At 33.2% G+C, this 26,011-nt stretch carries 24 protein-coding genes and 1 riboswitch; of the genes, 11 read left to right on the top strand and 13 right to left on the bottom strand.

The genetic code is table 11. The features are described 5' to 3' along the window. The first annotated feature begins 25 nt into the window (after positions 1–25). Positions 26–646, top strand: a complete 621-nt coding sequence (locus QA612_RS00920; protein ID WP_278281852.1) for a methyl-accepting chemotaxis domain-containing protein — start codon at positions 26–28, stop codon at positions 644–646. A 173-nt stretch (positions 647–819) separates the two neighbouring features. Here QA612_RS00920 and QA612_RS00915 read toward each other — a convergent pair whose 3' ends face one another. The 3 genes from QA612_RS00915 to QA612_RS00905 all read right to left on the bottom strand — a co-directional run bounded on the left by QA612_RS00915 (position 820) and on the right by QA612_RS00905 (position 5,418). Beyond that, complete coding sequence (locus QA612_RS00915) at positions 820–954, bottom strand: anti-repressor SinI family protein (RefSeq protein ID WP_278281851.1); 135 nt, start codon at positions 952–954, stop codon at positions 820–822. Positions 955–986: 32 nt separating this feature from the next. Then, a riboswitch (cyclic di-GMP riboswitch) is annotated at positions 987–1,089 on the bottom strand. A 241-nt stretch (positions 1,090–1,330) separates the two neighbouring features. Further along, positions 1,331–2,041 (bottom strand): response regulator transcription factor, encoded by a 711-nt coding sequence (locus QA612_RS00910; protein WP_278281850.1) that lies wholly within the window; start codon positions 2,039–2,041, stop codon positions 1,331–1,333. 35 nt (positions 2,042–2,076) lie between these two features. Next, positions 2,077–5,418 carry an ATP-binding protein gene (locus QA612_RS00905; protein WP_278281849.1) on the bottom strand — a complete coding sequence of 1,114 codons (3,342 nt, stop codon included), beginning with the start codon at positions 5,416–5,418 and terminating at the stop codon, positions 2,077–2,079. 226 nt (positions 5,419–5,644) lie between these two features. Here QA612_RS00905 and QA612_RS00900 point away from each other — a divergent pair, with 226 nt between their 5' ends. Further along, positions 5,645–6,052: a DUF4870 domain-containing protein gene (locus QA612_RS00900; RefSeq protein WP_278281848.1), complete on the top strand. Its 408-nt coding sequence runs from the start codon at positions 5,645–5,647 to the stop codon at positions 6,050–6,052. 147 nt (positions 6,053–6,199) lie between these two features. Here QA612_RS00900 and QA612_RS00895 read toward each other — a convergent pair whose 3' ends face one another. Together QA612_RS00895 and QA612_RS00890 are read right to left on the bottom strand one after the other, a co-directional pair. Beyond that, complete coding sequence (locus QA612_RS00895) at positions 6,200–8,842, bottom strand: winged helix-turn-helix domain-containing protein (protein WP_278281847.1); 2,643 nt, start codon at positions 8,840–8,842, stop codon at positions 6,200–6,202. A 289-nt stretch (positions 8,843–9,131) separates the two neighbouring features. Next, a complete protein-coding gene (locus QA612_RS00890) occupies positions 9,132–9,725 on the bottom strand; it encodes a hypothetical protein (protein WP_278281846.1) in 594 nt (197 codons plus the stop codon). 184 nt (positions 9,726–9,909) lie between these two features. Here QA612_RS00890 and recQ point away from each other — a divergent pair, with 184 nt between their 5' ends. Further along, positions 9,910–12,060, top strand: coding sequence for a DNA helicase RecQ (gene recQ, locus QA612_RS00885; protein WP_278281845.1), 2,151 nt, complete (start codon positions 9,910–9,912; stop codon positions 12,058–12,060). A gap of 183 nt (positions 12,061–12,243) precedes the next feature. Next, positions 12,244–13,347, top strand: a complete 1,104-nt coding sequence (gene desB, locus QA612_RS00880) for a Delta(10) desaturase DesB (RefSeq protein WP_278281844.1) — start codon at positions 12,244–12,246, stop codon at positions 13,345–13,347. Positions 13,348–13,487: 140 nt separating this feature from the next. Here desB and QA612_RS00875 read toward each other — a convergent pair whose 3' ends face one another. Next, a complete protein-coding gene (locus tag QA612_RS00875) occupies positions 13,488–14,132 on the bottom strand; it encodes a thioredoxin domain-containing protein (protein WP_278281843.1) in 645 nt (214 codons plus the stop codon). A 173-nt stretch (positions 14,133–14,305) separates the two neighbouring features. Next, entirely contained in the window at positions 14,306–15,388 is a 1,083-nt protein-coding gene (locus QA612_RS00870; protein ID WP_278281842.1) for a nitric oxide synthase oxygenase, read from the bottom strand. 317 nt (positions 15,389–15,705) lie between these two features. Between QA612_RS00870 and QA612_RS00865 the strand changes: the two genes are divergently transcribed. Next, on the top strand, positions 15,706–16,983 hold the full coding sequence (locus QA612_RS00865; protein WP_278281841.1) for a helix-turn-helix transcriptional regulator: 1,278 nt from the start codon (positions 15,706–15,708) through the stop codon (positions 16,981–16,983). Between the two features lie 245 nt (positions 16,984–17,228). Here QA612_RS00865 and QA612_RS00860 read toward each other — a convergent pair whose 3' ends face one another. Beyond that, positions 17,229–17,690, bottom strand: coding sequence for a cupredoxin domain-containing protein (locus tag QA612_RS00860; RefSeq protein WP_278281840.1), 462 nt, complete (start codon positions 17,688–17,690; stop codon positions 17,229–17,231). A gap of 219 nt (positions 17,691–17,909) precedes the next feature. Here QA612_RS00860 and QA612_RS00855 point away from each other — a divergent pair, with 219 nt between their 5' ends. Together QA612_RS00855 and QA612_RS00850 are read left to right on the top strand one after the other, a co-directional pair. Then, positions 17,910–19,058 carry a trypsin-like peptidase domain-containing protein gene (locus QA612_RS00855; RefSeq protein WP_278281839.1) on the top strand — a complete coding sequence of 383 codons (1,149 nt, stop codon included), beginning with the start codon at positions 17,910–17,912 and terminating at the stop codon, positions 19,056–19,058. A 224-nt stretch (positions 19,059–19,282) separates the two neighbouring features. Further along, positions 19,283–19,627 carry a hypothetical protein gene (locus tag QA612_RS00850; RefSeq protein WP_278281838.1) on the top strand — a complete coding sequence of 115 codons (345 nt, stop codon included), beginning with the start codon at positions 19,283–19,285 and terminating at the stop codon, positions 19,625–19,627. 40 nt (positions 19,628–19,667) lie between these two features. On the opposite strand, the gene QA612_RS00845 is transcribed toward QA612_RS00850, so the two are convergent. The 3 genes from QA612_RS00845 to cax all read right to left on the bottom strand — a co-directional run bounded on the left by QA612_RS00845 (position 19,668) and on the right by cax (position 22,674). Continuing rightward, positions 19,668–20,441 (bottom strand): ABC transporter permease, encoded by a 774-nt coding sequence (locus QA612_RS00845; protein WP_278281837.1) that lies wholly within the window; start codon positions 20,439–20,441, stop codon positions 19,668–19,670. Continuing rightward, complete coding sequence (locus QA612_RS00840; RefSeq protein ID WP_278281836.1) at positions 20,419–21,402, bottom strand: ABC transporter ATP-binding protein; 984 nt, start codon at positions 21,400–21,402, stop codon at positions 20,419–20,421. The genes QA612_RS00845 and QA612_RS00840 overlap by 23 nt, the downstream gene beginning before the upstream one ends. Before the next feature lie 222 nt (positions 21,403–21,624). Beyond that, a complete protein-coding gene (gene cax / locus QA612_RS00835) occupies positions 21,625–22,674 on the bottom strand; it encodes a calcium/proton exchanger (protein ID WP_278281835.1) in 1,050 nt (349 codons plus the stop codon). A gap of 859 nt (positions 22,675–23,533) precedes the next feature. Here cax and QA612_RS00830 point away from each other — a divergent pair. The 4 genes from QA612_RS00830 (at position 23,534) to QA612_RS00815 (ending at position 25,222) form a co-directional block, all read left to right on the top strand. Continuing rightward, positions 23,534–23,878: a cupin domain-containing protein gene (locus QA612_RS00830; RefSeq protein WP_278281834.1), complete on the top strand. Its 345-nt coding sequence runs from the start codon at positions 23,534–23,536 to the stop codon at positions 23,876–23,878. Between the two features lie 114 nt (positions 23,879–23,992). Further along, positions 23,993–24,265 carry a hypothetical protein gene (locus QA612_RS00825; protein WP_278281833.1) on the top strand — a complete coding sequence of 91 codons (273 nt, stop codon included), beginning with the start codon at positions 23,993–23,995 and terminating at the stop codon, positions 24,263–24,265. Between the two features lie 37 nt (positions 24,266–24,302). After that, positions 24,303–24,596: a type II toxin-antitoxin system RelE/ParE family toxin gene (locus QA612_RS00820; RefSeq protein ID WP_278281832.1), complete on the top strand. Its 294-nt coding sequence runs from the start codon at positions 24,303–24,305 to the stop codon at positions 24,594–24,596. Between the two features lie 293 nt (positions 24,597–24,889). Beyond that, positions 24,890–25,222 (top strand): hypothetical protein, encoded by a 333-nt coding sequence (locus QA612_RS00815; RefSeq protein ID WP_278281831.1) that lies wholly within the window; start codon positions 24,890–24,892, stop codon positions 25,220–25,222. A 99-nt stretch (positions 25,223–25,321) separates the two neighbouring features. Here QA612_RS00815 and QA612_RS00810 read toward each other — a convergent pair whose 3' ends face one another. Together QA612_RS00810 and QA612_RS00805 are read right to left on the bottom strand one after the other, a co-directional pair. Further along, positions 25,322–25,483 (bottom strand): hypothetical protein, encoded by a 162-nt coding sequence (locus QA612_RS00810; protein ID WP_278281830.1) that lies wholly within the window; start codon positions 25,481–25,483, stop codon positions 25,322–25,324. Positions 25,484–25,567: 84 nt separating this feature from the next. Beyond that, positions 25,568–25,936: a YybH family protein gene (locus QA612_RS00805; protein ID WP_278281829.1), complete on the bottom strand. Its 369-nt coding sequence runs from the start codon at positions 25,934–25,936 to the stop codon at positions 25,568–25,570. Between the last annotated feature and the right edge of the window lie 75 nt (positions 25,937–26,011).

Below are 26,011 nucleotides of genomic sequence, written 5' to 3'. Positions count from 1 at the left end.
AGAATGAAGTATAGGAGGAATTTATATGAAACTCCTTACTGCTATTAAGCAGATGGATGAAATTGTTAAGCATCTTAAAAAGCGTTCTTCTGAGATGGAGCATACAGTAGATGATATTTCTTACATTGTCGAACAAACGAAGCTTTTACTAATTAAAACTGCCATGGATATATCTCAAACAAGAGAAACTTCAGAGAGTAATGATTCAGTTTTAGAAATTGGTCTTTTAACAGATCATACTTATAAACACGTAACTATAATTTCTAATAAGATTAAAAATTTATTAATGGAAACAAATGAAACGAGTAAGATATTAATGGAAACAAATGAACTCGTTTATGAGGAATTAGAGGATCGGTCTGAAGCAAGAGATTTATTTAATAAAATTGTAGATGATATGAATACCGTTCATAATAATGTTGTAAGGATGAATGAGAAAAACAGAGATAATATTAACAAGTTAATAAACTCTAAACAAAATTTACAGCAAATCACTTTAACTTTTAAAGATTTTAGTTACGAATACATTTCTGCGACTATCGAAATGGAGTTAACGAATTCAAAGTCACAAGCTAATTATAATAGTGAAGTGAAACACAAAGTTAAAGAGCTATTAAAGAGATTAGATCAACTTGCCAAGAATTAAATAAAAGGAATAAGACTTTCCTCTATAATATAAAACCATAAAACTATCCATTTAAAAAAACATTCATTAATTTTACATCTAAATAAATTACACATAAATAAGTTCTTCCTACTAATCTAGGAAGAACTTTCATATTGGTAAGTAATACCTAATTATAATTACACAATTTTATTTCATGGTTTTTTATTACTTCCTTTTAATAAAAATTCCCGTACTTCACTTGGTGTTAAGCCAATCTTCCTTGCTTCTTCTAGTAACAAAACCCATTCCCTGTCTAATCCTGCCTTTTTAGCCTTTACTTTTTCCATTCCCCAATAAGTCTCCCTTCATAGTTACCTTGCTAGGTAGCCTGGCAGTCGTAGAAATTAATATTAATGAAATTAATCACCCTTAGACCCAAGGTTTTGCGCCTCTATTTTTCAATAGATTTGCCCTTATCTAGAAGGAGCCTTTAATGTACTCAAGATAAAACGTATTCATTACATAATAGGCCAAAAATAATACTATTACTTTATGAATTCTTTTGCACTACCACCTCTTTCTTTTTCACCTAATATGACAATAAAAATAAAATACACCAAAAAGGTTAAAAATGGTTAAAATAAATCATGAAATTTTTAAAATATACAGTCTATTATGGTCTTCAGTATACTTTTTTCATCAATCTGAAATAAAATACTCTTATTAATTGTCTGTTCCACCAGGAGGACTAAATTTGTAACCAAACCCTCTAACTGTCTGAATAAGCTTCGGTTTAGTAGGATCCTTCTCTATTTTCCTTCTTAAATTACTAACATGAACCATTACTGTTTTTAAATCTCCTAAACTATCTATTCCCCATATTTGGTCATACAACTGTTCTGCACTAAACACTTGGTTTGGATTTTCCACTAACAATAATAACAATTTCAGCTCTTTTTTAAATAATGCTATTTTCTTTCCTTCTACATAAACATCATAACTATTAAAGTCAATTTCTAGATGGCCAAATACAGCTATTCGATTATTATTACTAGAGAAACTTTGTAATTTATTTCTCCTTAAATTGGCCTTCACGCGAGCTTCAAGCTCTGCCAAATCAAATGGCTTTGTTATATAATCATCTGCTCCAACCTCTAATCCTTTCACCTTATCTGCAGAATCACGTTTACAGCTAAGGAATAAAATTGGAACATCGGAATTTAACCGTATTTTTTCACATATTTCGTAACCCTGCATGCCAGGTAACAATATATCCAATATAACGAGTTGTGGGTTTTCATTATTCAATTTATTTAAAGCATCATAACCATCACCTGAAGTTAGAACCTCATAACCTTTATTATTTAAATACAGCGAAGTTAATTCACGAATATCTCCATCATCTTCTACAATTAAAATTTTTTCCTTCGTCATTTAATCTCCCTCCTTGTATGAGTATCTAACTTATATTAATCATTTTGACTCAATTCAATTGGTAGAGAAAAATAAAAACTGCTTCCTATACTCTCTTCGCTTTCAACCCAGATTTTCCCTTTATGATATAAAATTATTTCTTTCGTTATAGCTAATCCAAGTCCTGTTCCTCCATTAGAGGTTTTACTCGTTCCTTTGTAAAAGCGATTAAATAAATATGGAATATCTTCTTCTTTTATACCTGAACCATTATCAGCTATTTCAATTACTACTTCTCCGTCAAAGTCATCATTCTGAAATTTACTTAAGTTTTCCACATTTACGTGAGCAATGATTGAAATCTCTCCACCAGGTCCCGTATGCTTTATTGCATTATAGATTAGATTACTAAAAACTTGATCAATTCTATCCGTATCAATAAATATGGATATGTTTTGCCGTTCTTCTAGTTCATATATAATTTGTTTTTTAAAATTTAGATTACTTTTTTGAACATCTAATTCGAATTTGCCATATACTTGATTTAACCACTCCTTCAAGTCTCTACGTTCTATATTCAATCTATTTTTTCCTGACTCAAATTTCGCTAAATCAAATAAATCTTGAATTAGTCTATCAAGCATTTTAATTTTATTTTGTACAGATTCTAAGTATCTACTATTATTCGCCTCAATTATTCCAGCCTGAACAGATTGGATATAGGATTGTAAATACGTTATAGGTGTTCCTAATTCATGTGAAATATTTGATAATAAATGCTTTCTTGATTCTTCCATCTTCATTAACCCTTCATTCGCTTTCTCTAATTCACGATTCGTTCGCTGGAGCTCCTTCGTTCTTAATTTTACTTTTTCCTCTAAGTTTTCATTTACATTAAATAATTCTTGATTTATTCGATCAAGTTCAACAGCATGTTCCTCTACCTCACTCATTGCTTTTTTCATATTAACTAATGTTTGAACTCTTGAAAGTAACTCATTTTTATTAGCCGGCTTTGTTAAATAATCATTAGCACCCATTTCAAAAGCAGTAACTCGGTCTTCCATTTGATTTTTAGCTGTTAACATCAGAATAGGTAGTTTCGTTAATGAGTAATGCTTTCTCAGAGTACGACACACTTCATAACCAGACATTTTCGGCATCATAACATCTAAAATTAATAAGTCATAGCCATCTTGTTTATTAACACGATCTACTGCTTCAACTCCGTCAAAAACAGTGTCCACTTCATAGTCATGTAATGATAATTGATCTACTAAAATTTGGAGATTTATTGGTTCATCATCTGCTATTAATATTTTACTTCCCTTCTTCGATTGAGGTAGTAAAATGGGAGAGTCATCGTTTATATCGTCCGCTTCACTGTTAAATATTGAGGGAGGTGCTGTAGCTGCAACTTCATCTCCATCTCCATATATCTCTTCTTGATAAATTGGGAGAGTAAACTGAAATACAGAGCCTTGCTCTATTTTAGAATGACAGGAAATTTTCCCATTATGTAATTCAACTAAACGTTTCGTTATACTCAATCCAATGCCTGTGCCACTATACTCCTCAATAATTTGGTTATTCCCTTGATGAAATGGTAAGAATATCTCATCTATAAATTCCTCAGAAATACCAATTCCAGTATCAGACACAAGGACACACACCATATTTCCCTCTAGTGTTGCATCGACACATACATGACCACTTTCCGTATATTTAATTCCGTTACCAACTAGATTATATAAAATTTGTTGAATTCGGTTTCCATCTGCATATATAGGTGGTAATTTACTGTCTACTTTATTAATAAGGACAATAGATTTGTTCTTAACTAAGGACTGGCAAATTGATAAAACAACTTCAGTAATATCTTTTAAATGTACTTTTTTAGCATTTATTTCTAAACTATTATTCTTTAACTTAGAAAAGTCTAAGAGGTCATCAATGAGATGAGATAATCTTTGTCCACTCTTAATAATCATAGACAAATGATGCTTAGATGGTTTGTTTAGCGGACCTACTGCACCATCATACATGGATTCTGCAATTCCAATAATACCGTTTAATGGGGTTCGTAATTCATGAGAAGTAGAAGCTAAAAACTCATCCTTTAATTTATCTGTTCTTTTTAAACTTTCTAAAGCTAACTTATGACTTTCGACAGCGTCTTTTTCTGCAACCTCCTTTTCCTTTCTCATCGTATTTATTTTATCTGCTAATGCAAACGAAAGGAGGATAAATTCAATAGAAAAAGTGAGTTGCCATGCATACTTCGTACCAAAATTAAGAGGAATGATTCCTGAATCTGCTAATAAAGAAATAACTGTACCAATAATAGACACATGCCATGCTAACAAAAAATAACGTGATGGACGATAGCCTTGCCCATAGCACAACAACGCTGCAAGTATTATGGTTGCTGCAGCTACACCTGTCCCTACAACAACTAAGGTTAGTGCAATTGGATAATTTATAAATAAAAGAATAATAATAAAGAAATTTCCAATTGCTAAATAACTCATTGCATCATCTAGTTTTTTCACATACTTTTTTGTATCTAAAAAGCTCTTCGCAAATAATAAGCCAATAATACTAGACATAGCCATGAAAAATACAATGGAACGATTATTCCACCAGCTATATTCTGGCCAAATGTATTGATAAGCCGCACCTGTAAATGCTAAATGGATAAAAATATTAGATACAATGAATAAGACATAATACAAATAGCTTCGACTTCGAAGGGAAAAATATAAAAACAAATTATAGATAACCATGATGATTGTAAATCCAAAAAATATTCCTAATAATGAATACTCAATTTGAGCTTTTTTAATAAATTCGTCTGGATGCCATAGTGTTAAAGGAAGTTGCATTGCCCCTTCCGATTCAAAACGCAAATAAATTTCCATCGATTCCTCTTTTGGTATTTCTAAGCGGAATATAAAGTTCCTATGCTCAACATCCCTTTCTTCAAAAGGGAGCAGGTCTCCAGTATAGCTTCCCTCTTTATAATCCATCGAATTAGTTGAAAAATATAAAGAAATATAATCCATTGTGGAGTTATCGATTTCTAAAAGCCAGTCATTAAACATAGATGTATTGTTTACTTGAAAGCGAACCCAATAAGCAGAAGAAGAATAACCAAAGTTAGGGATACCTTTATAGTAAGGGTGAAACTGATTATCAAATTCTTCAGAGCTTACATCCTCAATAGTCCACGCCTTCCTTTCATCCTCTAAAATTTCTATGTAATCATTCAAATTTATACTTTCGGTAGAATCCATTAGATTGATAGATTCTTTAGAAAAGGAATACGTAATTTCAGAAAAAAATGTAAGGAAAAATACTAATAATAACGTTACCTTAACAAAGGATCGACCTAGCAATGAATTCACCTCCTACTATTTTCAGGGAAGACCTCACATGCAAGTGTGAATTTAAGTTTATTCGTGAAGCATAAGCTCGTCACTGGAGTCTCCGCCTTCCACTCCTGAATCAATACTTATTTTCAGGGTAGGCCTTAAAAAAGTACAAATAATTATACTTTAGGATAATATGTTTATTTAATAAGATTTGCTACGATGAAACCACAAAATGTGCAGGAGGTATAATATGAGTCCAGAAACAGAAAACAAAAATTCAACAGAAGAAACGGAAAAAACTGTAAATGAAAAAAGTGCATCTTCAACTGGTTTAGAACCAAATATCGGCGGTGTTGTAGCATATTTATTAGGAGCTCTCTCTGGCATTATTCTATTCGTAATGGAAAAGGAAAACGACTTTATTCGTTTCCATGCCCTCCAATCTGTTATTGCATTGGGAGGACTTACCGTCTGTGCGATGATCTTAAGCATCATACCATTTTTAGGGTGGATCATAGTTCTTCTATCTGTTCCTCTATACATGGTTTTATGGATCTTCTTGATGTACAAAGCTTACCAAGGAGAACGATATAAGCTTATGTTTGTTGGCGATATCGTTGAACAACAATTAAATAAAGGTAAAAGTGAAGAAATATAAGAAACGTCCTACTATGCTTCTTGCTACATGAAAGGATGCTCAATTAAGGAGTATCCTTTCATTAGCGAGAATTTAAAGCAATCAGCACCATGGCCGATTGCTTTTTTATATAGAATAATAAATAATCATATAATATAAAGACGAGACCTAATGAAACAAATTTTGTTCATTTGCAGTTAGAATTGCATTTGTACGGTTTTTCACTCCTAATTTTTGATAAATATGCTTGAGATGAACCTTCACAGTAATAACACTTATGAACAACCTTTCTGCAATCTCTTGATTTGAATAACCGTCACATAATTGCTTCAATACTTCTAACTCTCGTTTCGTCAGTTGAGAATCTTTATTTTTTGTTTTTCTATTTCTATTTCCTAACTCCGATCGTTCTTTCTGTTCTGTAGGAAAACCATCGAGAAGTTTCTTTACATACTTATTTGATCCTACATCCTTGTGCATTTGACTCTCACTATTTTTATTAAATTGTTTTAGAAGCTTTTTCATAGGTTCTCCCTCATCTAAGTAAAGACGATAGTAACCATTATTAGCTCCCAACATAACACTTTTTAATAGAAGTTCATTGCCTTTCTTTTGCTCCTTCTTATTATGCAAGCATAGTGCTTTTAAATTGTATACTTCGATTAAAGTTCCTACTCCTCCCTCTTGTTCCACGGTAGGTAACAATCGCTGCAGTAGCAATAATCCTTTATCAAAGTCCTTTTTCCACATCAAAGCACGAACATAGGTGATAAATTCAAATGCTTTATCAATTTTGATTTCTCCGTTTACTGATAAATCACATTGATCTAACCATTCGTTTATTTGTTCTTTTTCATTACTTTTCATGTAAATCCTAGTTTTTTGAGCTCTTATGATTCGTAGCCAATCGTAATAGTTTAATTCTAACGCTTTCGTTTCAACTTTCTTTATAACTTCCAAGGCAGAATAGTAATCCCCTTCAGCTAATTTAACTTTCGAATTTATAATCTGGACTGGAGCTAATAATCCAAAATCAGATCTAGAAGTTCCACTTTTATTCACTCTAGTCACATATTCCATGGCCTCATTTAAGTTATTTCTTTCATAAAATATTTCACTTAACATGGCATTCACATGGCATATTGGAGCTAAATTTACTCTCGATGATTCCATTCTTGAGATAAAATCATGGTAGTAATCCATAGCTCTATTCAAATTCCCCTTTTTACCTAATTCACTTTGCAGTAGGGATGCTTGGTTGTTTTTATACGTTACAAAGGAATAACCTTTAAGACCAGTATTCTTAAGGAAATCACAAGCTTCGCTATAAAAACGCACTACATTTTTATCTCCACGAATAAAAGAAAGTATGGCTTCAATAATTAAAAATTCATATTTAAAGCTTTCTGTGTTATGGTCCTCAGAAAATGTCTTCATAGCGCTTTTAAGCTCACCAAATGCTGCACAAGCTTTATCAAAATCACCGTTATAAATCATCAATTTAATTTGATAAATCCATATTATAGGAAACCTTTTAATTACTTCCGTAGGTATTTCTTTTATCCATTCACTAACTTCCGCTACATCCTTTAAGTGGGAAAATCTTAGCGTATATTTTTCTATTAACTTCCCTGCATTTTCATATTCTTTTCCTTTTATTGAATGGTAAATAGCTTCTCTAAGGTCATCATTTTTCTCATACCAGCTTCTGGCTTTTTTGTGAAGATTGACTAATAAGTCCGGATAGTCTTTTTTTAAGCATTCGTATAAACTTTCTTTAAACAAATAATGATACCTATACAAATTTCTCTCCTCATCTAACGGTACAATAAATAAATTTAAGTCCTCAATCTCTTCTAATGTACTCTGTGAATTATCACTCCCAATAACGTAATCACACAAAGTTGAATGAAAGGTCCTAAAAATGGAAGTTTTTAATAAAAACATCTGTAATTGTTCCGTCTGCTTAAGTATTATTTCATCTGCAAAATAGTCTTTAATATGCTTCTGATTCGTTTTTACTTCCTTTACAATCTGCTTATTGTCAATTACATTCTTTATTGACTGAGAAACTAACTTCAAAGCACAGATCCAGCCCTCTATCTTATTATCTAAATTAGTAATTTGCTCTTTTGATAAAGAAACATCCAATGCTTTTTTGAAAAACTCATATTCTTCAGTCAAACTGAAACGTAAATCCTTCGTTTTAATTTCTACTAATTCTCCTTTGGCTCTCATTAAGGATAACGGTAGCTTCGGAATTGTTCTTGTAGAAATAATGATCCGAACATTTGTTGGAAGATACATAAGAAAATAACTCATATGCTTATCGATCGACTGATTTTTTATATGATGGTAGTTATCTAAAATAATCGTTACTATATCTTCTTGTGCATTTAATTCATTGATTATTGTCATAATTATTTTTTTGTAGTTTGGTACATTCGAATGTAGTAGCATATTTAATATTTTTTTTCTAACATTAGAGTTAAGTTTTGGAATGGACTGAATGAAGTAACTCCAAAACTGGGGTTCATCATTATCTTCATCATCTAATGTTAACCAACAAACTGGTAGACTGTATGTTGAAGCCCAATCAGCTAATACAGTAGACTTTCCATAACTTGCAGGAGCACTTAATAAAATTAACTTTGTTAATCTTTGATTCATAGCTTCATTAACTTTTTTAGTAAGTCGGTCTCGAGATAATAGATCTGAACATAATAATGGCATGGTTGACTTTGTTTTTAATAGTTGTAAATTATCATGCTTGAATGGCAGTAAATGTTCCGAACCCCGGACATTTTCCATTTCTCATTACCTCCTTTTTATCAAGTTCCTTTAGCACTTATAAACTATATACGTCAAAGGTTAAAATTACTTAAAATTAACTGAATATTTTTTATTTTTAATTTTATGTTGCAGTAACATTACCGAGACTAAATCTATAGAACTACGTTAGTACAGAATAAATAGGGATTTTTGTCGAATTAAAAAACCGCCAAAAAAGTTAGTTTATAACTATTTAGCGGTAAAAAGGTATAAATGTTTTTAGTTATTGCTAAATGAAAAAATTCTCCTTCGTAATAAATAGGATTAATTACTCATTTTCGTTTTCATCTGAATCAGTCGGTTCTTTTTGTTCTACTAATTGAACCGTGAACACTTTTTCTTCATCCTCTCCCATTACAGCAACATTCATCTGTTCATTTCCTCTTTGTCCTCTTAAAACAATATTGCCTAGTTCATGTTCATCTTCAAAAATTTCGTATCCATTACTCGTTATATAGTCTCTATATTGTGCCAACAATTGATCCGCTTCATCACTATCTACTTTAAACGAAAGCATAAACCCTTCCCCTTCATTATTAGAAAATTCTGTTACAAAGCTTCCTACAGCACTAACATCATCTCGATTAGGTACAGGAATACCACTTGGAAAGTGATCTGGTATTTCATTATAAGTTTTTAAGCTTCCTTCATCAGAAGAAAAAGAGATACCATCCTCACTTCCAGAAAATTCAAAGTACCCGTCCTCCCCATCTACAGCAATGCTAAAGACACCATCATCTCCACCGATTTTAATAGAATTACCGTCCCCTAACGGTATAGTAATTCCACTAAAATTAAAACAACCTGTAAGGAGAAAAAGACAAGTAAAAGTGGAAGCAAAAAATACTACTGTTTTTTTCATTTTTATTCGTTCCTTTCATTTTTACATTAGAATTATTAAAGCTTTCATAAAAAAAATTTTACAGATGAATGAAAGAAATAACTATTATCCTTTCGTATAGTTTTTTTACTTTACTTTCTTGTCGAAATTCATTGCATTGCCATGTACAATATAGACAGATATAAAAAAACATATGGAGGTAACTATGATTGACCAAGCTAAATCTCTTCTAAAACACCATTACGGATATAGCTCCTTCCGACCTGGACAAGAAGAGATTATTTTAAATCTCCTAAACAATATACGAACGATGGGGATCATGCCAACAGGTGGTGGGAAGTCTATTTGTTATCAAATCCCATCCCTTCTTTTACCAGGACTGACTGTAGTCATTTCCCCTCTCATATCATTAATGAAGGATCAAGTAGACGAATTAAGCGAAATAGGAATACCCTCCACTTTTATTAATAGCTCCATTTCTTCTAATGAGGTTAACGAACGCCTCAATTTAATGAGAAATGGCCACTATAAATTAGTGTATATTGCACCAGAGAGGCTCGATACAGCCTCCTTCACACGAGCATTGAGAAGCCTACATGTTTCACTAGTGGCAATTGACGAAGCCCATTGCTTATCTCAATGGGGACACGACTTTAGACCAAGTTATATGCGAATTCCAGAGCTCCTAAATGGTATGGAAAATACCCCAGCTATTCTGGCATTAACTGCTACAGCTACCCCTACAGTAAGAAAAGATATTTGCGAAGCGTTATCCATCGATGACAACGCAGTAGTACAAACTGGTTTTAGTCGTGAAAATTTATCCTTTCACGTCCTAAAAGGTATTGATCAGGACGCATATATTAAGGAATATTTGCAAAGGAACAAAACTCAGTCAGGGATTATATATGCTGCCACCAGGAAAGAAGTAGAACGTCTTTATCTAGCCATTGAAGGTTCTGGCATATCCGTAGGAAAATACCATGGTGGGTTAACGTCTGAGGAAAGAGAGAGAATGCAAGAACAGTTTGTTTATGATGAAATTCAAGTAATGGTGGCTACCAATGCTTTTGGTATGGGAATTAATAAATCGAATGTTCGCTTTGTTATTCATTTTCAAATGCCTCGTAATATTGAAAGCTATTATCAAGAAGCTGGTCGCGCCGGAAGAGATGGAGAATCAAGTGAATGTATACTTTTATTCTCCCCTCAGGATATTCGTATTCAACAATTTCTTATCGAACAATCTATGTTAAGTGAGGATAGAAAAGAAAATGAATATCGAAAACTACAGGAAATGACAAACTATTGTCACACAGAAAGCTGCTTACAGTCCTTTATTCTGTATTACTTTGGAGATACTCCATCGGAAGCTTGTGGTAAATGTCATCACTGCATGGACGATCGAGAAACGGAGGATGTTAGCCGAGATGCACAAATGGTGTTCTCTTGTGTAAAACGAATGAGAGAACGTTTTGGAAAAACAATGGTTGCTCAAGTATTAGTAGGATCGGCAAATAAAAAAATAAAAGAAATGCACTTCAACCAGCTCTCAACCTATGGACTGATGAAGGGAAAAACACAAAAAGAAGTGAGTCAATTTATTGATTATCTCGTGGCTTCTCAATACTTGTCTTTAAGCGATAGTAGCTATCCTGTACTTCAATTGACAGACAAAGCAGTGTACGTTTTAAAGGGAGAACAACAGGTACAGCGTAAAAAAGAGAAGAAGCCTACTCAAATTGTTAAATCTCATCCATTGTTTGAAAAACTAAGAGAATTACGTTCTCAATTAGCAAAAGAAGGAGCAATCGCGCCTTATATGGTTTTCTCAGATAAAACGTTAAATGAATTATGTAGCCATCTCCCTACTACTAAAGCAAAAATGCTTTCCATAAAAGGTGTTGGAGATCAAAAGTATGAACGCTATGGGGAACAGTTTTTAGACGAAATTATACTATTTATTGATGAAAATCCTGATTATTCTACTACTCAAACAAGTGTAGAACGTAATGAAAGTGACAGTGTTGTACAATCTAAAGAAAAGGAAATGGATGATAAAATTCCAAGCCATATTCAAAGCTATACCTTATATGAACAAGGGAAATCATTACAACAAATAGCTGAATTACGAGGTATTAAATTAACTACAGTGGAAAGTCATCTCCTACAAGCTTCTTCTGAAGGTAACGATATTGACTTTTCAAACTTAATAAATAAAGATACCTTGGAACTTATACAGCAAGCAGTGGAAAAAGTAGGCATGGAAAATGGTCTAAAACCAATAAAAGAGTCACTTCCAGAGGAGATTAACTACTTTTCCATTCGAGTGTGTTTACATCTGATAAACAACTAATAAAAAGTTCCACATTATATATAATGTGGAACTTTTTTTATATTTTTTTTTGAAAAAATGTTTAATTTCCCCTCATTTTTCAAACTATACTATATAGAACTTTAATCATAGAATATTGTTTAAGCTAAAAAAGCTCTTTTAAAAAAAGTAAATGGAAAGAGAGAGGAGTTAATAAAGAATATTATGAAAGACCTTCACACATTCGGTTGGTACGCAGCACGTATTTCAAAACATTTACCAAAAGAAGCATTTAAACCAGTACCTAAACGTCTATTAGGGGGATTAGCTTATTTATGTATCGTCATCCTTGGTTTTCTAACGATAGGATTTTTTCCCCTTCACCCATTCGTTAATTTACTTATTTCTTTGATCATTGGATTTTGTTTTTCAGGACTAGGATTTTTAGGTCATGAAATTCTTCATGGAAATGTTGTTAAAAAACCTTGGTTAAGAGATTTCCTTGGCGCTATTGCTTTTTGGCCCCTAAGTACTGGCCCGCAGCTTTGGAGAAAATGGCATAACATGAACCATCATGTACATACTCAGCACGATGAAAATGACCCAGATGCCTGGCCTACTTTAGAGAAAATTTCACAAACAAAATTTTTAAATTGGATATATAAACTACCCTTTTTCATTCGTTCACTTTGTGCATTTGCATCTTTAGGAATTCAATTTACTGCACATTCAATAAAGTGTTTCACCATTTATATAAGAGATTTCCATCCAAAAAAACAGCCAAAGGTATGGATACAAGCAATTTTACCTTGGGGAACGTGGATTGGATTATTATTCGTTATGGGCTTTAGCAATTGGTTTTTTGCTTATTTACTTCCACTGCTCATCGCTAATTTTATTGTAATGGCATATATTGCAACAAACCATCGGTTAAACCCACTCGTACCTGTGAATGATCCACTAGCTAATAGTTTGACAGTCACAGTTCCAAAATGGGTTGATGTATTACATTTTAATTTTTCGTATCATACAGAGCATCACATATTTCCAACAATGAGTTCAAAGTATTATCCACTAGTAAAGAAGCATATAAAGCGAATGTGGCCAGAAAGGTACCATGAGATGCCTATGTCAAAAGCCTTGTTAGCCCTGTTAAAAACTCCAAGAGTCTATTATCAACAGGATGACCTCGTTGATCCAAATGGAGGGAAAATATATGGTTCCCTCGGAAAAGGATTAAATCCTGAAAATATTCAGCATAAACAAATAGACGGCTTTTACACAAACAAAAAGGATACACACATTCAATCAAATGACAAATCGTTATAATGATTAAGAAAAGCGTAAGGCGCCTCCTTACTAAATAAAGTCAGTTCTACGAAAAAAGGGTGTACCACCAACTATCAATGATGGTAACACCCTTTTTCGTTTTATGATTTCCCACTAAAATACACATCATGTAAAATTCACTACTCTAAGCCGATCATATGCTCCTTCATTAACTCTAAATCAAAAGGATCTTCCATTTTCACACCATTTATGAATACTGCTGGAACACTCTCTATATCAAGTGCTCTCGTGTACCTTCTAGTAATATTAATCGAATCTCTCTCTGGCTTTGTACGCCATAATTCATCTGACAAGTTAAATTTTGAAGCTTTTTCTTTAATATATTCTTCTGAACCCCAACCTTCTGGTCCGTCATCCCCTGCCTCAGATATGATATCTATAATAACAGGAAAATAATTATCTGGATCATGCTTTTTTATGTTTTGGTCAAAATCTGAGAGGCGTAATGAGTTTTCATTTAGAAAGACCATTGTTTGTGTTCTAAATTTTGCATTCCCATTTTCAATCCAGTTTTCATCAATAATTGGAAAAACATCGTCCATCCAAACTTTACACCAGGGGCATGAATAATCAAGCACAAACAATATTTCGTTATCTGCTTCTTCGTCACCTAAATAAACAAGGTTTTCATCATTCCCTAATACGTTTGTATCTAATGAATTGGAAGCCTCCTCTTGCCCTTCGGAGTTTTTATCACTACAACCCGTGATCACTAGTAACAAGGCAAATAATAAACTCAGTTGTTTAACAATTAATTTGTTCATTCCATTTCTCCTTAAAATTGGTATGAAGTAAATTGAATTTAATCCAATTATTTCTATCATACTTCTCCATTTCGAGAAAACAATAAATTTCTATAATAATTCATAAAAAAGCCACTAGTTGTCATTTAATTTACTATTACTATGTTGCTAACGACTATTGATATCTCCTTATTTTATTCATAGGGTGGTTTTTGATAAAAGAAATTTGGCATGATCAGTTCATCGTTGTAGTTATGATGAAAAATATGTGTAGCTGCTGGGGATATAGGTGGAATCAACCAGCTCCAATTTCCTGTTACCTCTCTTTCAAGCTCCTTTTCATTTCTTTCAAATCGCTTAAATTGTTCCGCAGCAGTATGATGATCAACAATGCTAACTCTAGCTTTTTGATACGAATAAAGGACGGCTCTATTTAATTCAACTAGTGCTCGATCTTTCCACAGAAAGGAATGACGAGAAATATCTAAATCAAATATAGAAGCTACCTTTGGTAACATGTTATATCGATCTTGATCAGCCAAATTCCTCGCCCCTATTTCCGTACCCATATACCAGCCATTAAAAGGAGCAGCACTATATACAATCCCACCAATTTCTAATGACATATCTGAAATAGCTGGTAAAGCATACCACTTTAGCTGAAGATCCTTAAATTGATCATTTTCTGGATGCTCCAGATCAACCTCCATTATTATCTTTTTTGGGATATCTCTCAAAATTGGTTCAGAGTCCTTTAGTTGTAGGACAAGTGGAAGAATATCAAAATGACCATTCTCCCCCTCCCAACCTAACTCTTCACAAACTTCTGTAAATCGCACAGACATGGGATCCCCTATTATACCTAATTCTGTTTCATATCCAGCATAGCGAACCAATTGATGATTCCATATTCTTACTTGATCAGTTCCTTTCTGCTGTGGTGCAAATACTGTAATCATAGGTTTGATTTTTCCCTTATTGGTTGCTTCAACAATATGTTGTTCCAAAGATTCTATAATTTCCTGTGCTTCCGTAAGGTGTCGTTTATCTCTTACCGTTAACGTATCCCAGAATAAGCGCCCAATACATTTATTACTATTACGCCAAGCCATTTTTGCTCCGTGCTCCAATTCCATCATAGAGTGAGTATAGGAGCCAGTTTCGTTAATTTCTTTTTCTATTTCAGTTAAGCGCGATGAGATCATTTCTGCTTTGTTTTTTTCTGTGTAGCATTGAACAATAAATTTTTTCCCTTTATCAAATAATGCATTTAACATACTTCACACCTCTTTTTAACACCATTCGTCAAAATAATGCATGATTATAATCTTTATTAATATTTTTGGTGAAAATATTGCGTAATCTTGTAAAATCTTGGATGCTTGCTTATACTATAAAAAGTATTCATTTTCAATCACTTTGATTTTAGAATCATACTCAAAAAAGTAGTATCTCTATTTCAATTCGAATTTATTAATACATAATTCTCTTCTCTAAAATTTACCCTACTATACCACTTAATTTAATACTTTTATTTCATAAAATAAAACATTTTATTAATCCAGTGTTTTATTCCTTGAAAGGAGGATTTGTTTTGCACCTTGGCAATAGATTAAAAAGGATGAGAAAATTAAGAGGACTATCTCAAGTGAAGGTTTGTAAAGGTATAGTGTCGCCATCACATTATAGCAATATCGAAAGTGGACGTTACGATGCTTCCAACGATATACTAGAATTAATCGGGGAGAGACTACAAGTTCCGACGAATTATTTAATTGATATTCATGAACAGCCAAATGCCATGGACCTTCTTATCCGGCGTTTTGAAGATCTAGTGAAAACAGATTTAAAAATGGCAAAACAATTTCTTGAAGAGAATGAAAAAGAATTCGACTATATTCCTTCTATTCATCAAGAAATGGAGTATCTATTAATTCGATGCTTATATGAACTAAAAATTCGTAATATTGAAAAAGCAAAAAGCGTTCATACAGAAGTTTCTTTTTATATACAAGAAGATAATATAAGTGGTCTTTCAAAAAAAATAAAGTATCATTATTACTTTGTTGCTGGACAATTACATTTTTTTCAACGTAATTTTGTTGAAAGCTTTGATTTATATAACGAATCATTAAAATATGTTTCATCCGAGATGGAAGGTGCAAAAATTCGTTTTAATTTAGCTCTCATTTGCTACAATTTAAACGATATAAATAAAGGACTATTGTTCGCTTTTGAGGCTAAAAAAACCTTTATGGACCTCCATAAATGGAAAGAAACGATTGATGTATATATTCTTTTAGGCATACTTTATACTGAAATGAAAGAATATACCGACGGAGAAAAAGTGTTAAAAAAAGCACTAGATTTATCTAGAGAAAATTCATTAGATTTATTAGCTTCTAAGGCTTTGCACAACCTAGGACTCATTTATTTTTATACAAAAGAATTTGATAAAAGTTTGAACTACTTTTACGAAAGCTTAGAAAAGAAAAAAATATGTGATCCATCAAATCTATTTCTAACTTACTTATGTATACTTAATGTCAATATAGAAAATAAACAATTGGATAATATAGCAGAAATTATTTATTCAGCACAAGAATTGTGTAAAAATGACTTTGAGAAATATCGACTAAAAAAGATTATTGCAAAAAAAGAGCTTCAATTACAAAATTATGATAATTATGTGAAACTAATGGAAGATTGCATCGTATACTTTAAAGAAGAAAAGTATTGGGATGAAATAATAACAAATGCTAAAGAGCTTAGTGAATTTTTTTATGAACAAAGAAAATACAAAAAGGCTTACTATTTTTTAGAAGTTGAGCTAGAGGCGAATATTAATATGTATAGGGAGAGGCACTTATGATCAAGATGATAATAAGAATTATTTCTATTAACTATATATTCGTACCTATTCATCTTTATAATTCGAGGGCTAAGCTTGGTGACCAACCTGATCCAATGACAGTCCAGTTAACTTAGATAAAAATTCTGTAATTTTTAATTTGTATGTTCTCTTACCATGAACATAAATGTTGTTGTCATGCAATCAAAAGAGTGATGTCCTGTGCATCACTCTTTTGGTTTTCTTAGAAGAAATTTATTTGCTTATTAATCTACAACAATATAAGCAATCATTGGACCATTATGATCTTTATCTGCATGCTTTGGACAAATTAATCTGTATACCCCTTCCTTCTCAAACTGGAGAGACACCTTCGTTTCCTCTCCCTTTTTAACTGTCCCTTGAATATTCGTTCCTTCAATAATAAACGGATGCTCTTCTCCATTCACTCCATAAATGATTAAATCAACCTTTTCACCAGCTTCCATAAAAATTGTTCCCGGATCCCAACGATACGATTCTATTTCTTTCCCATCCTTTGTCGTTGTCTTAAACTCTGTTGTAATCATGTGAATTTCTCTTACATCGCCTTTATTTTGTTCTCCCTCCGCTGTCATTGCTGGAACATCCTTTAGAAAAACATTAGATGAAACCCATACTGACACAAGTGCCAACCCTAATACAAAGAATCCTAAAATCGTCTTCTTTTTTAAAACTAAAAATTTCATAGTTTTTCTCTCCTTCCTCCTATTCACATACTCCTTTCATGTATATGCATGACTAGGTAGGAAACTTGTCTATTTTTTTGGACAAATAATAAGAAAAGCGCAAGGGGCCTCTATTTTACCTAAAAAGACTTCCTCCAAATTTTTTCATTATTCACCGAAACTCATTAGTAGTATGATATAATTATTATTTAATAATTTTGTAGAAAGGATGAGGTGACTATGTACTGTCCTCATTGTGGAAAAGAAAGGATAGATAATACTCGCTATTGTCCACATTGCGGGAATAAAAGACAACGTGATACGTTAGTCGTCTCCCTAATTTTTTCTGTATTAATTAGTACTGTAATTATAAGTGCTACTATTTTTATAGTTCAAAATCAATCAGCAGAACCGCCGCCTGATGTACCTTCTGCTAATCTACAAATGCTACGATCGAATGATTTTTATAAGGGTGAACTATCTTCACTTCCAGTAGCAGTAAGAAGAGAGTTAGAAGAGGATCAGAGGCGTGAATTAACTGAAATTATTGCAGACGCCCAACAAACCGTTTTCACAATTTACGGTAATTATAATCAAGGATCTGGGTTTTTATATAATGATCAAGGTATTGTCATTACAAATGCTCATGTAGTAGAAGGGGATTATGAGGTCACAATTAGAACCATTAACGGTGTGGAGTATATGGGAACAATTATTGGCTATTCAAACGAAACTGATATTGCTGTCGTTAATGTTCCTGAACTCGTTGGTACTAATGCGTTAACTTTAGAAACCTCTGAAAGTGTTATGGTTGGTGAGGAAGTAATTGCTTTAGGAAGCCCACTCGGCTTTGAAAACACTGCAACAATGGGCTATGTAACAGGTATCGATCGAAATTTTGTAATTGATAGTTATATTTACGAGAACTTATATCAAATTTCTGCACCAATTTCACCTGGTAGCAGTGGGGGACCATTACTGGCAAAAAACACAGAAAAAATCATCGCAATTAATTCTGCTCAAAATATTGATGATACATCTATTGGATTTAGTATTCCACTTTATACAGTTGTTGAACGGATAGAAGAATGGATACATACTCCAATGGACGAGGAAGAAATACTGGCACAATATTACAGAATGTATGACGAAGATTATTTCGATGAAGAATCACCTTTTGGAGAGTGGTTTTTCGATGGTGGATATTATTCAGAGGAAGATTATTACGAATACTGGGAGTATGACTTTTACGACTTTTGGAATGAATACGGATATGATTACTGGGACGATTACTTTGAAGAATGGGACTATGAAGACGAAGAGTGGTATTATGATGAAGATTTCTTTGATGAATGGATAGAAGAATGGTACAGAGAGTATGGTTATTAATAGAAGTAAGATAGCTCGCTGAACATCACCGTATTGGGCTAACTAATTAGGATTACCTTAGAAGTTACAAGTTACAAAACTATTTTAATGGGACTACCTTTGATGGGAAAACAATTCACTGGTAGTAGCGAAGTAGTAATGAAGATTACTAGTTACTTCTCTACCAAAACTGAATTTCTTCCTATTGTCGGTAGTCTCTTTGATTTTTTCAAGGTAGACTGCCCATGCAAGTGGACAATTGCACCATGGGGGATGAAAATGTTCTTTCTAAAGTATACTACCTTCCCGCATTTCTTCTTTTCCTGTTTGCAGGCTCATTTGCGACCTTCTATCTTCCTGCAAATCTCTTTTTCCTGTTTGCAGGCTCATTGGTGGCCTTCTATATTACCGCAAACCTTCTTTTTCCGGTTTGCAGGCTCATTACGACCTTCTATCTTCCTGCAAATCTCTTTTTCCTGTTTGCAGGCTCATTGGCGACCTTCTATCTTCCTGCAAATCTCTTTTTCCTGTTTGCAGGCTCATTGGCGACCTTCTATATTACCGCAAACCTTCTTTTCCTCCATTTGTAGAAACATAGACGGCTTCTATCTTATTTTCAGGGTAGATCTTTTAATAGTGAGCCAGTAAACCTTTATTCATGGCAACTCGTTCACAGAAGAAAAAGAAAAGTAATCCCCCTATGAAATAAAAGACTGCATTAAAGGCTAAAATCATGAAATCTACCGCTGCTATTTGACTAAGGGTTACCCCGTCAATCATCACATCACGGACTAGATCAACCCCTTTTACAAATGGGAAGAAGGCCAACATCGGTGCTACAGATAATGGTACAAACGTTAGTCCTGCCAAAATAAACTGTAAGATTTGTAGAAAAGCTTGAACCTGCTTCAAAATAATTGAAATACCAGCAATGATAAAGCCTAGACCAAACATACTAATAATAGTTAGAACAAAAATTGGCTTTATTGCGAGAACATCCACATTTAACCATTGCCCAGATGTAAACATAGATAAATACAGTAAGGCAATGATTAAAATAAAATTAATTACCGTAGAAGCTATTAGTCTACTAAGCATGATTTTCCAAAGACCCATCGGAGACATACAAAGCTGTTCTAGTGTACCTCGCATAGCTTCATTTGTAATTTGCCAGCCTATATTATTAATTACCATCATTGCTAAAAACCAAAAGATATAATTTACTATTGCAAATTGAATATTAATATCTTGTGTTGTAGGATCTCCAATTATTTGAATACCGAAAAACATTCCTAAGAAGATAATGTAAAACGTTAATACAAGTGCTAGCGTATTCGGTAAATACCGTTTCAGTTCGAGGTACTCCTTTTTCGTATTTGCCTTAAGAAGATTGAACCAATACATCTGACATATCCCCCTTTACAATTTTCATGAAAATTTGTTCGAAATTGATTGTTTTACGATCAATAGATTCTACAGGTGTCGTCTCTATTTTTAAAATATCAAATAATTCATAGATTTCTTCGCTTTGCTCTAAATCCACCTCAAGGATGGACTGAAACGTATCAGGGCTATAGCCATAGCTAGGAAATTTTTGTTCAAGGAGTTCCTGCTGGCGATCACTTAACAAACCTCCTAGTGTGACTTTATAAGAACGTACATCGAATAAACGAAGAAGATTAGCTACCTTATCGTCCGTGACAATTTGACCCTTATTGATAATCACCGTTCGTTCACATAGATCCTGAACCACGTCCATGTCATGAGTACTGATAATGATTGTTCTATTGTAAGTTTTCACAATCTCTCGCAACAGTTCTCTCACTTCATAACCTGTTTCCACATCTAGGCCAAGAGTGGGTTCATCCAGTAATATGACTTCACTATCTGCTAGCATAGCTACAGCAATGGCTAGCTTTTGCTGCATTCCCCGTGAAAGTCTGTTTACTAGTTCATTCTCTTTGCCTTTTAGATGAAACTTTTGTAAAAGATCGTCCACTCTTTCTGCAATATCCTTACGAGACTCCCCACGATTACCAGCAAAATATTCGAGGTTTTCCCTCACTGTCAACCGCCAGTAAAGGTTTCGGTTCCCCTCTAGGACTGCACTGATTTGTCGTAAGGAAGCTAAACGCTTCTTTTGATTATTCAATCCGTTTATTGTAATAAGTCCAGAGTCTGGAGTTAGTAATCCGCATATCATTTTAATGGTGGTCGTTTTCCCTGCACCATTTGGTCCAAGGAGCCCGAGAATTTCTCCGCGATTTACAGTAAAGGACACATCCTTCACCGCATGTATCACTTCCTTCGTTTTTCTTTTTTTATACGACTTCATCAAATTTTCCACTATAACGATCGGTTCCATCCTCTCATCCCTTTCCCTTCCTGTTAAAACCAAAATGTATTTCCTAATCCTTAGTTAAAATAATATAAGGTTAATGGACTTCATTCTACAACCTTCAGAACTAAAAAATCTCCGCCTGCGGACGGAGATTTGAGTAAGTAATAAAATAGTTGTTTTAAAAATTTTATTAAAAGAAAGCCACATACATGGTGTTATACTATCTTTAAACAGGAATGAATGCATTCACATGAAATAAAAGCCGATCGCCATAATGATGTAGGCAGAGAGAAGTGTTAATCCTTCGAACCAGTTCGTGTCACCATCATTAATAATCATAATAATAAGTAACACAGAAAGGACCATGGATACTAACGCCTCCATTGGAAAGATGAGGCTTAATGGTGTACCAAAGGCTAAAGATAATAGGACTAGCAGTGGTGTAACAAACATTGCTATTTGTAAAGTAGATCCTACTGCAATTTCTACAGATATATTTGCTTTGTTTTTTAAAGCCATAAGAATTGCCGTGATGTTCTCTGCAGAGTTCCCTATGATGGCAACAATAATAACACCAATGAATACCTCACTCCAGCCGAAAGAAGTTGCTACACTTTCAAACGTATCTACCAATTGATCACTTACAAAGGCAACGGCAAGTGCTGCTAACGCTAAAATAATAATAGATCTTTTTTTATTCCATTCAGGTTCCTCTTCCTCGTCCAAATCATCCTCAAGAGCATATACCCCTCGATGAGTTACAAGTTTGAAATATAATGCTGCAAAATAAAGAAGTAGCATGACGATGGCTATACCAAGACTTAGAATAAAGGTTTCATTGTTTGTTAGATGAAAGGAAAAAATGTATGGGAATGCAAAGGAAACAACTACTGCAAACATGAGTAGACCCATATTATGTCTGGCATCATGAATATTAAAGGATTGTCGTTTGAATTTTAATCCTCCTATAAAAAAAGACAATCCAGCTACTAAAAGGAGATTACTTATGACCGCCCCAGTTAAGGAAGCTAATACGATAGTAAAATACCCCGCCTTTAAGGCAAAAATAGAAATGGTAAGTTCTACAGCGTTTCCGAACGTAACACTTAGTAAGCCACCTATTCTAGGACCCGAAATAATGGATAAGCTTTCTGTTGCCCTTCCAATGTAAGAAGCTAGTGCTAGTATTGTGATTGCATATATACCAAACATAATCGTAGCTGGCCAATTTAAAAGCATTCCGATTATAGATACAGGTACACCAGTCATCGTGGTCCAGAAAAAAATCCGATTCATCCTGTTTCAACCTTTCCTCTAAGTTCCTATCGCTATAACTTATAAGGATTAGGTTTTTCCAAAATAAGAAAATCATGCAAATATGGAGAAAGTTGTTGTTCGTAGTTGCATTATAGTACGTTGGAAATGTTTTCTTCTACATATATCAATGTGATTCCCCTTGTGAATTCTAACGTAAAAGAGAGATATTTGGATATTTATGTTAAAATAAAAGCGGAATATACAGAGTTTGTGATGCAATGTACTCAAAGTAAAAGGTGAGTTTCGTTGAACAAAGTCAATTGAAAAGGGAGGAGAATGTTATTTTATTCAACGGAATTATGTTTTTAATATTTATGTTTTTTATTATGGTCTTTGTTTTTTTTGGTGGAGCGACAATTGAAATTGCATTCGGCGTTTTTGCAGTATTATCGTTCATGTTTAATATTTATTTAGTTTTTCAAATAAATAAATTAAAAAAGGGAAGCGAAAGGAAGTAGGTTATGTTTACACTAACGGGTAAGCGATAACATAATAAGCTGTTATGGCTGTTGTGGAGCAAACGGGATGTTTGAAGAAGAGTGAAACATTTTGTTAGTGTAAAAGTGTATACAATATTATTGAATTAGAAAATGTACCAAAAGGAAGTAAAATAGAAGTTCTATTAACCGATCTCGAAATGAATCATGTAGACCCAACAACTATAAGTACAGTTCAATCGATAAAAAAATTAGATTAACCTCGTTTTACTATTAAGCTATTGAGTTAGTCTTAACGAAAGAAGCAGAGGTTCTGTAATGATGCTAACGGGTAGAAGAGTTCCATAAGGGAACGGAACATAGGTATATTATTTATAAAGCAATAGTTAGGAGTTCAACCGATGAAAACAAGCAAAAGTAATGGAGAACATTATATTTGGGGCGATAATTGCGATGGCTGGTATTTAGTTAATAATAACGATTTAAGTATTATTCATGAACGTATGCCCCCAAATACATATGAAGTAAGACACTATCATAATCACTCTCAGCAATTTTTCTTTGTCTTATCAGGAACAGCTACGCTTGAGGTTGATGGAATTATAATAGAATTAAATTCACAAGAGGGCTTCGAAGTTCCGCCACTTGTTCCACATCAAATGTTCAATAAAACTAATCAAAACTTAGAATTCATTGTAACTTCCCAGCCAAATAGCAAGGGTGATAGAGTTTTAACAGCAGAATAATCTTGCAATAACGGAGAACGATAGTTATACAAAGTTCAGAACACATGGTGCAAATAATATAAGAATGGAATTCCTGATTCTAAATTTGATATAATATATCTGAGGTGATGTTAAGTGAATTCATTAAGTGAACATGCAAAAAAAGAATTATATAATGCATTGCAAGGGAAAGAGTCAGGTGCTGTTGTTATAAATGGTAAATTGTTTTCTATTGAAGTTGAAAATGAAGATACAGTTGTCAATAATGAGGAAATTGATAGGTTATCAAAAGAAATAGATGAATATCCTGAACTTAAAGCATCTTTGTCAAGGTATTTAGACACCCCAGAAATGAAAAGGTATTCTGGAAGCGAGCTGAAATCTAGACGTAATGAAAAAAGAAAATAGCAATCATTATACCGTGCTTTTTACTGAGGAATTTGAATTGTGTTTAGATAATATTCAGCAATTTTTCTCTAACCAAGGAGAAGAAACTTTAAAATGGTGGTTTTCTAAAGAAAATGAAATAATTGATTACATTGAGAAAACACTCTCTAGAACCCCTTTTATAGGAAAATCTGTTGAAAGTGGTAGTTTTAAAGGTCTAAGACGAATAACCTACGGTAGAAGTAGGCATGTAATGTTAAATTATATCATTTACTATGCAGTTCATGAAAATGATGGCTATATTGATGTCATTAACATTTTACCCTCAAGAACACAGCGAAAACGAATATAACAATGGTGGTTGCTTAGAAGTAATAATCATTGTTCTTTTTTGTGTTACTTCAGTTTTGGCGTTATGACTGATAGATAGTCTACTGGAATATTTGGATTTTGGATATTTGTGAACCATTGCACTTAAAGTAACAGGCGTGCGTTAGTTGAATTAGAGAGTTGCAATGTTGCAGCTTTTTTGTACCAGTTTGCTGGAAAATGATGTTAAACTAAGGGGCGTTTACTGAAGGATGAGGTTTTTAAAATCAGTGTACAAATTAATTGTATAAACGAAAAGGGTGTGGAAATAGCGTAGTGAAATATTTATTCTTGATTAAAACGTTATTATTTTTAATGCTTTTCCTAGTAAGTTGTTCTCCTGATTTGGAGAAAGACCAATATAATGTCTATATTTATGACGAAAATTTAGTACATTTCACCCCACCTCAAGAATATATTGAGGAATTTGAGGCTTTAATACGTTCAGAATACATTAAACACATTTCATATAGGCAGACTCTACCCGATGATCACGAAGAAAGTCCAGTTATAATTGTTACACGTTCGGCTGGAATGATTGGCCCCTTTGAATTGGAAACAAATTATTATGAAGTTTTATTCGATTTTTTTATTGGATTAAATGAATGAACGGACTTAATTTTTATACATTCGTTAATTATCAAATGTAAATGATAAAATGATAATAAGATGCTGTCTTCCTGTGCTAACGCAACCCCGTTTGTTTAACTACAATTCAAAATTCTTTTTCTCATAGGTACGAATAAAATATTCAAATCTCATGGCAATCCATATCAACACCATTGCACTGATACCGTTCCAAAATCCTCCGAAAAATAAACCAATTCCTCCACCGATTAGGATATAAAGCAGCAATTGTTTAGGTATCATAATATTCCTCCCATTTTGACTCCCAATTTGTGCAATAAGAACAGCCACAACTTCTTTGTGCTTTCGCAATCCGTTTGTTCAATACTATGACAAACTACTCAAATGTTCATGTATTAACTTCCATTCATTATTATCCGTCTTTATAAATATGTTTGTTGCCCTTCCGTTACCTGACACTAATTTACCGTTATGATATCCTTCATAATGGTATGAGTAAATACATGTTGCTGAATTTTGGTCAGTTGAAATCCAACGAATGTCATTAGCTGTATAAACCTCTTCTTTAATAAGTTCCCAGGAGTTTTCAAAGTAATTTTGAATTTCACTTATATTGTTACATGTTTTATCTGTAAACCAATAAATAGCTTTCTCATGAAGCACCTTCTTTACATTATCAAAGTCATGTGTATTAGTAGCTTCTATATATTTTTGTAATGCTTCCTCATAATTCATTGAATATACTCCTCCTCTATTTAACTAACACAACTTTTAAACTAAACTCCTCGATAGTTAAAGTAATTTTTTCAC

Origin of the sequence: Evansella sp. AB-P1 (assembly GCF_029688925.1) — a bacterium.
GTDB lineage: Bacteria > Bacillota > Bacilli > Bacillales > Salisediminibacteriaceae > Evansella.
The sequence above is the reverse complement of the archived record's forward strand: the minus strand, read 5'-3'. Positions and strand labels throughout refer to the sequence as shown.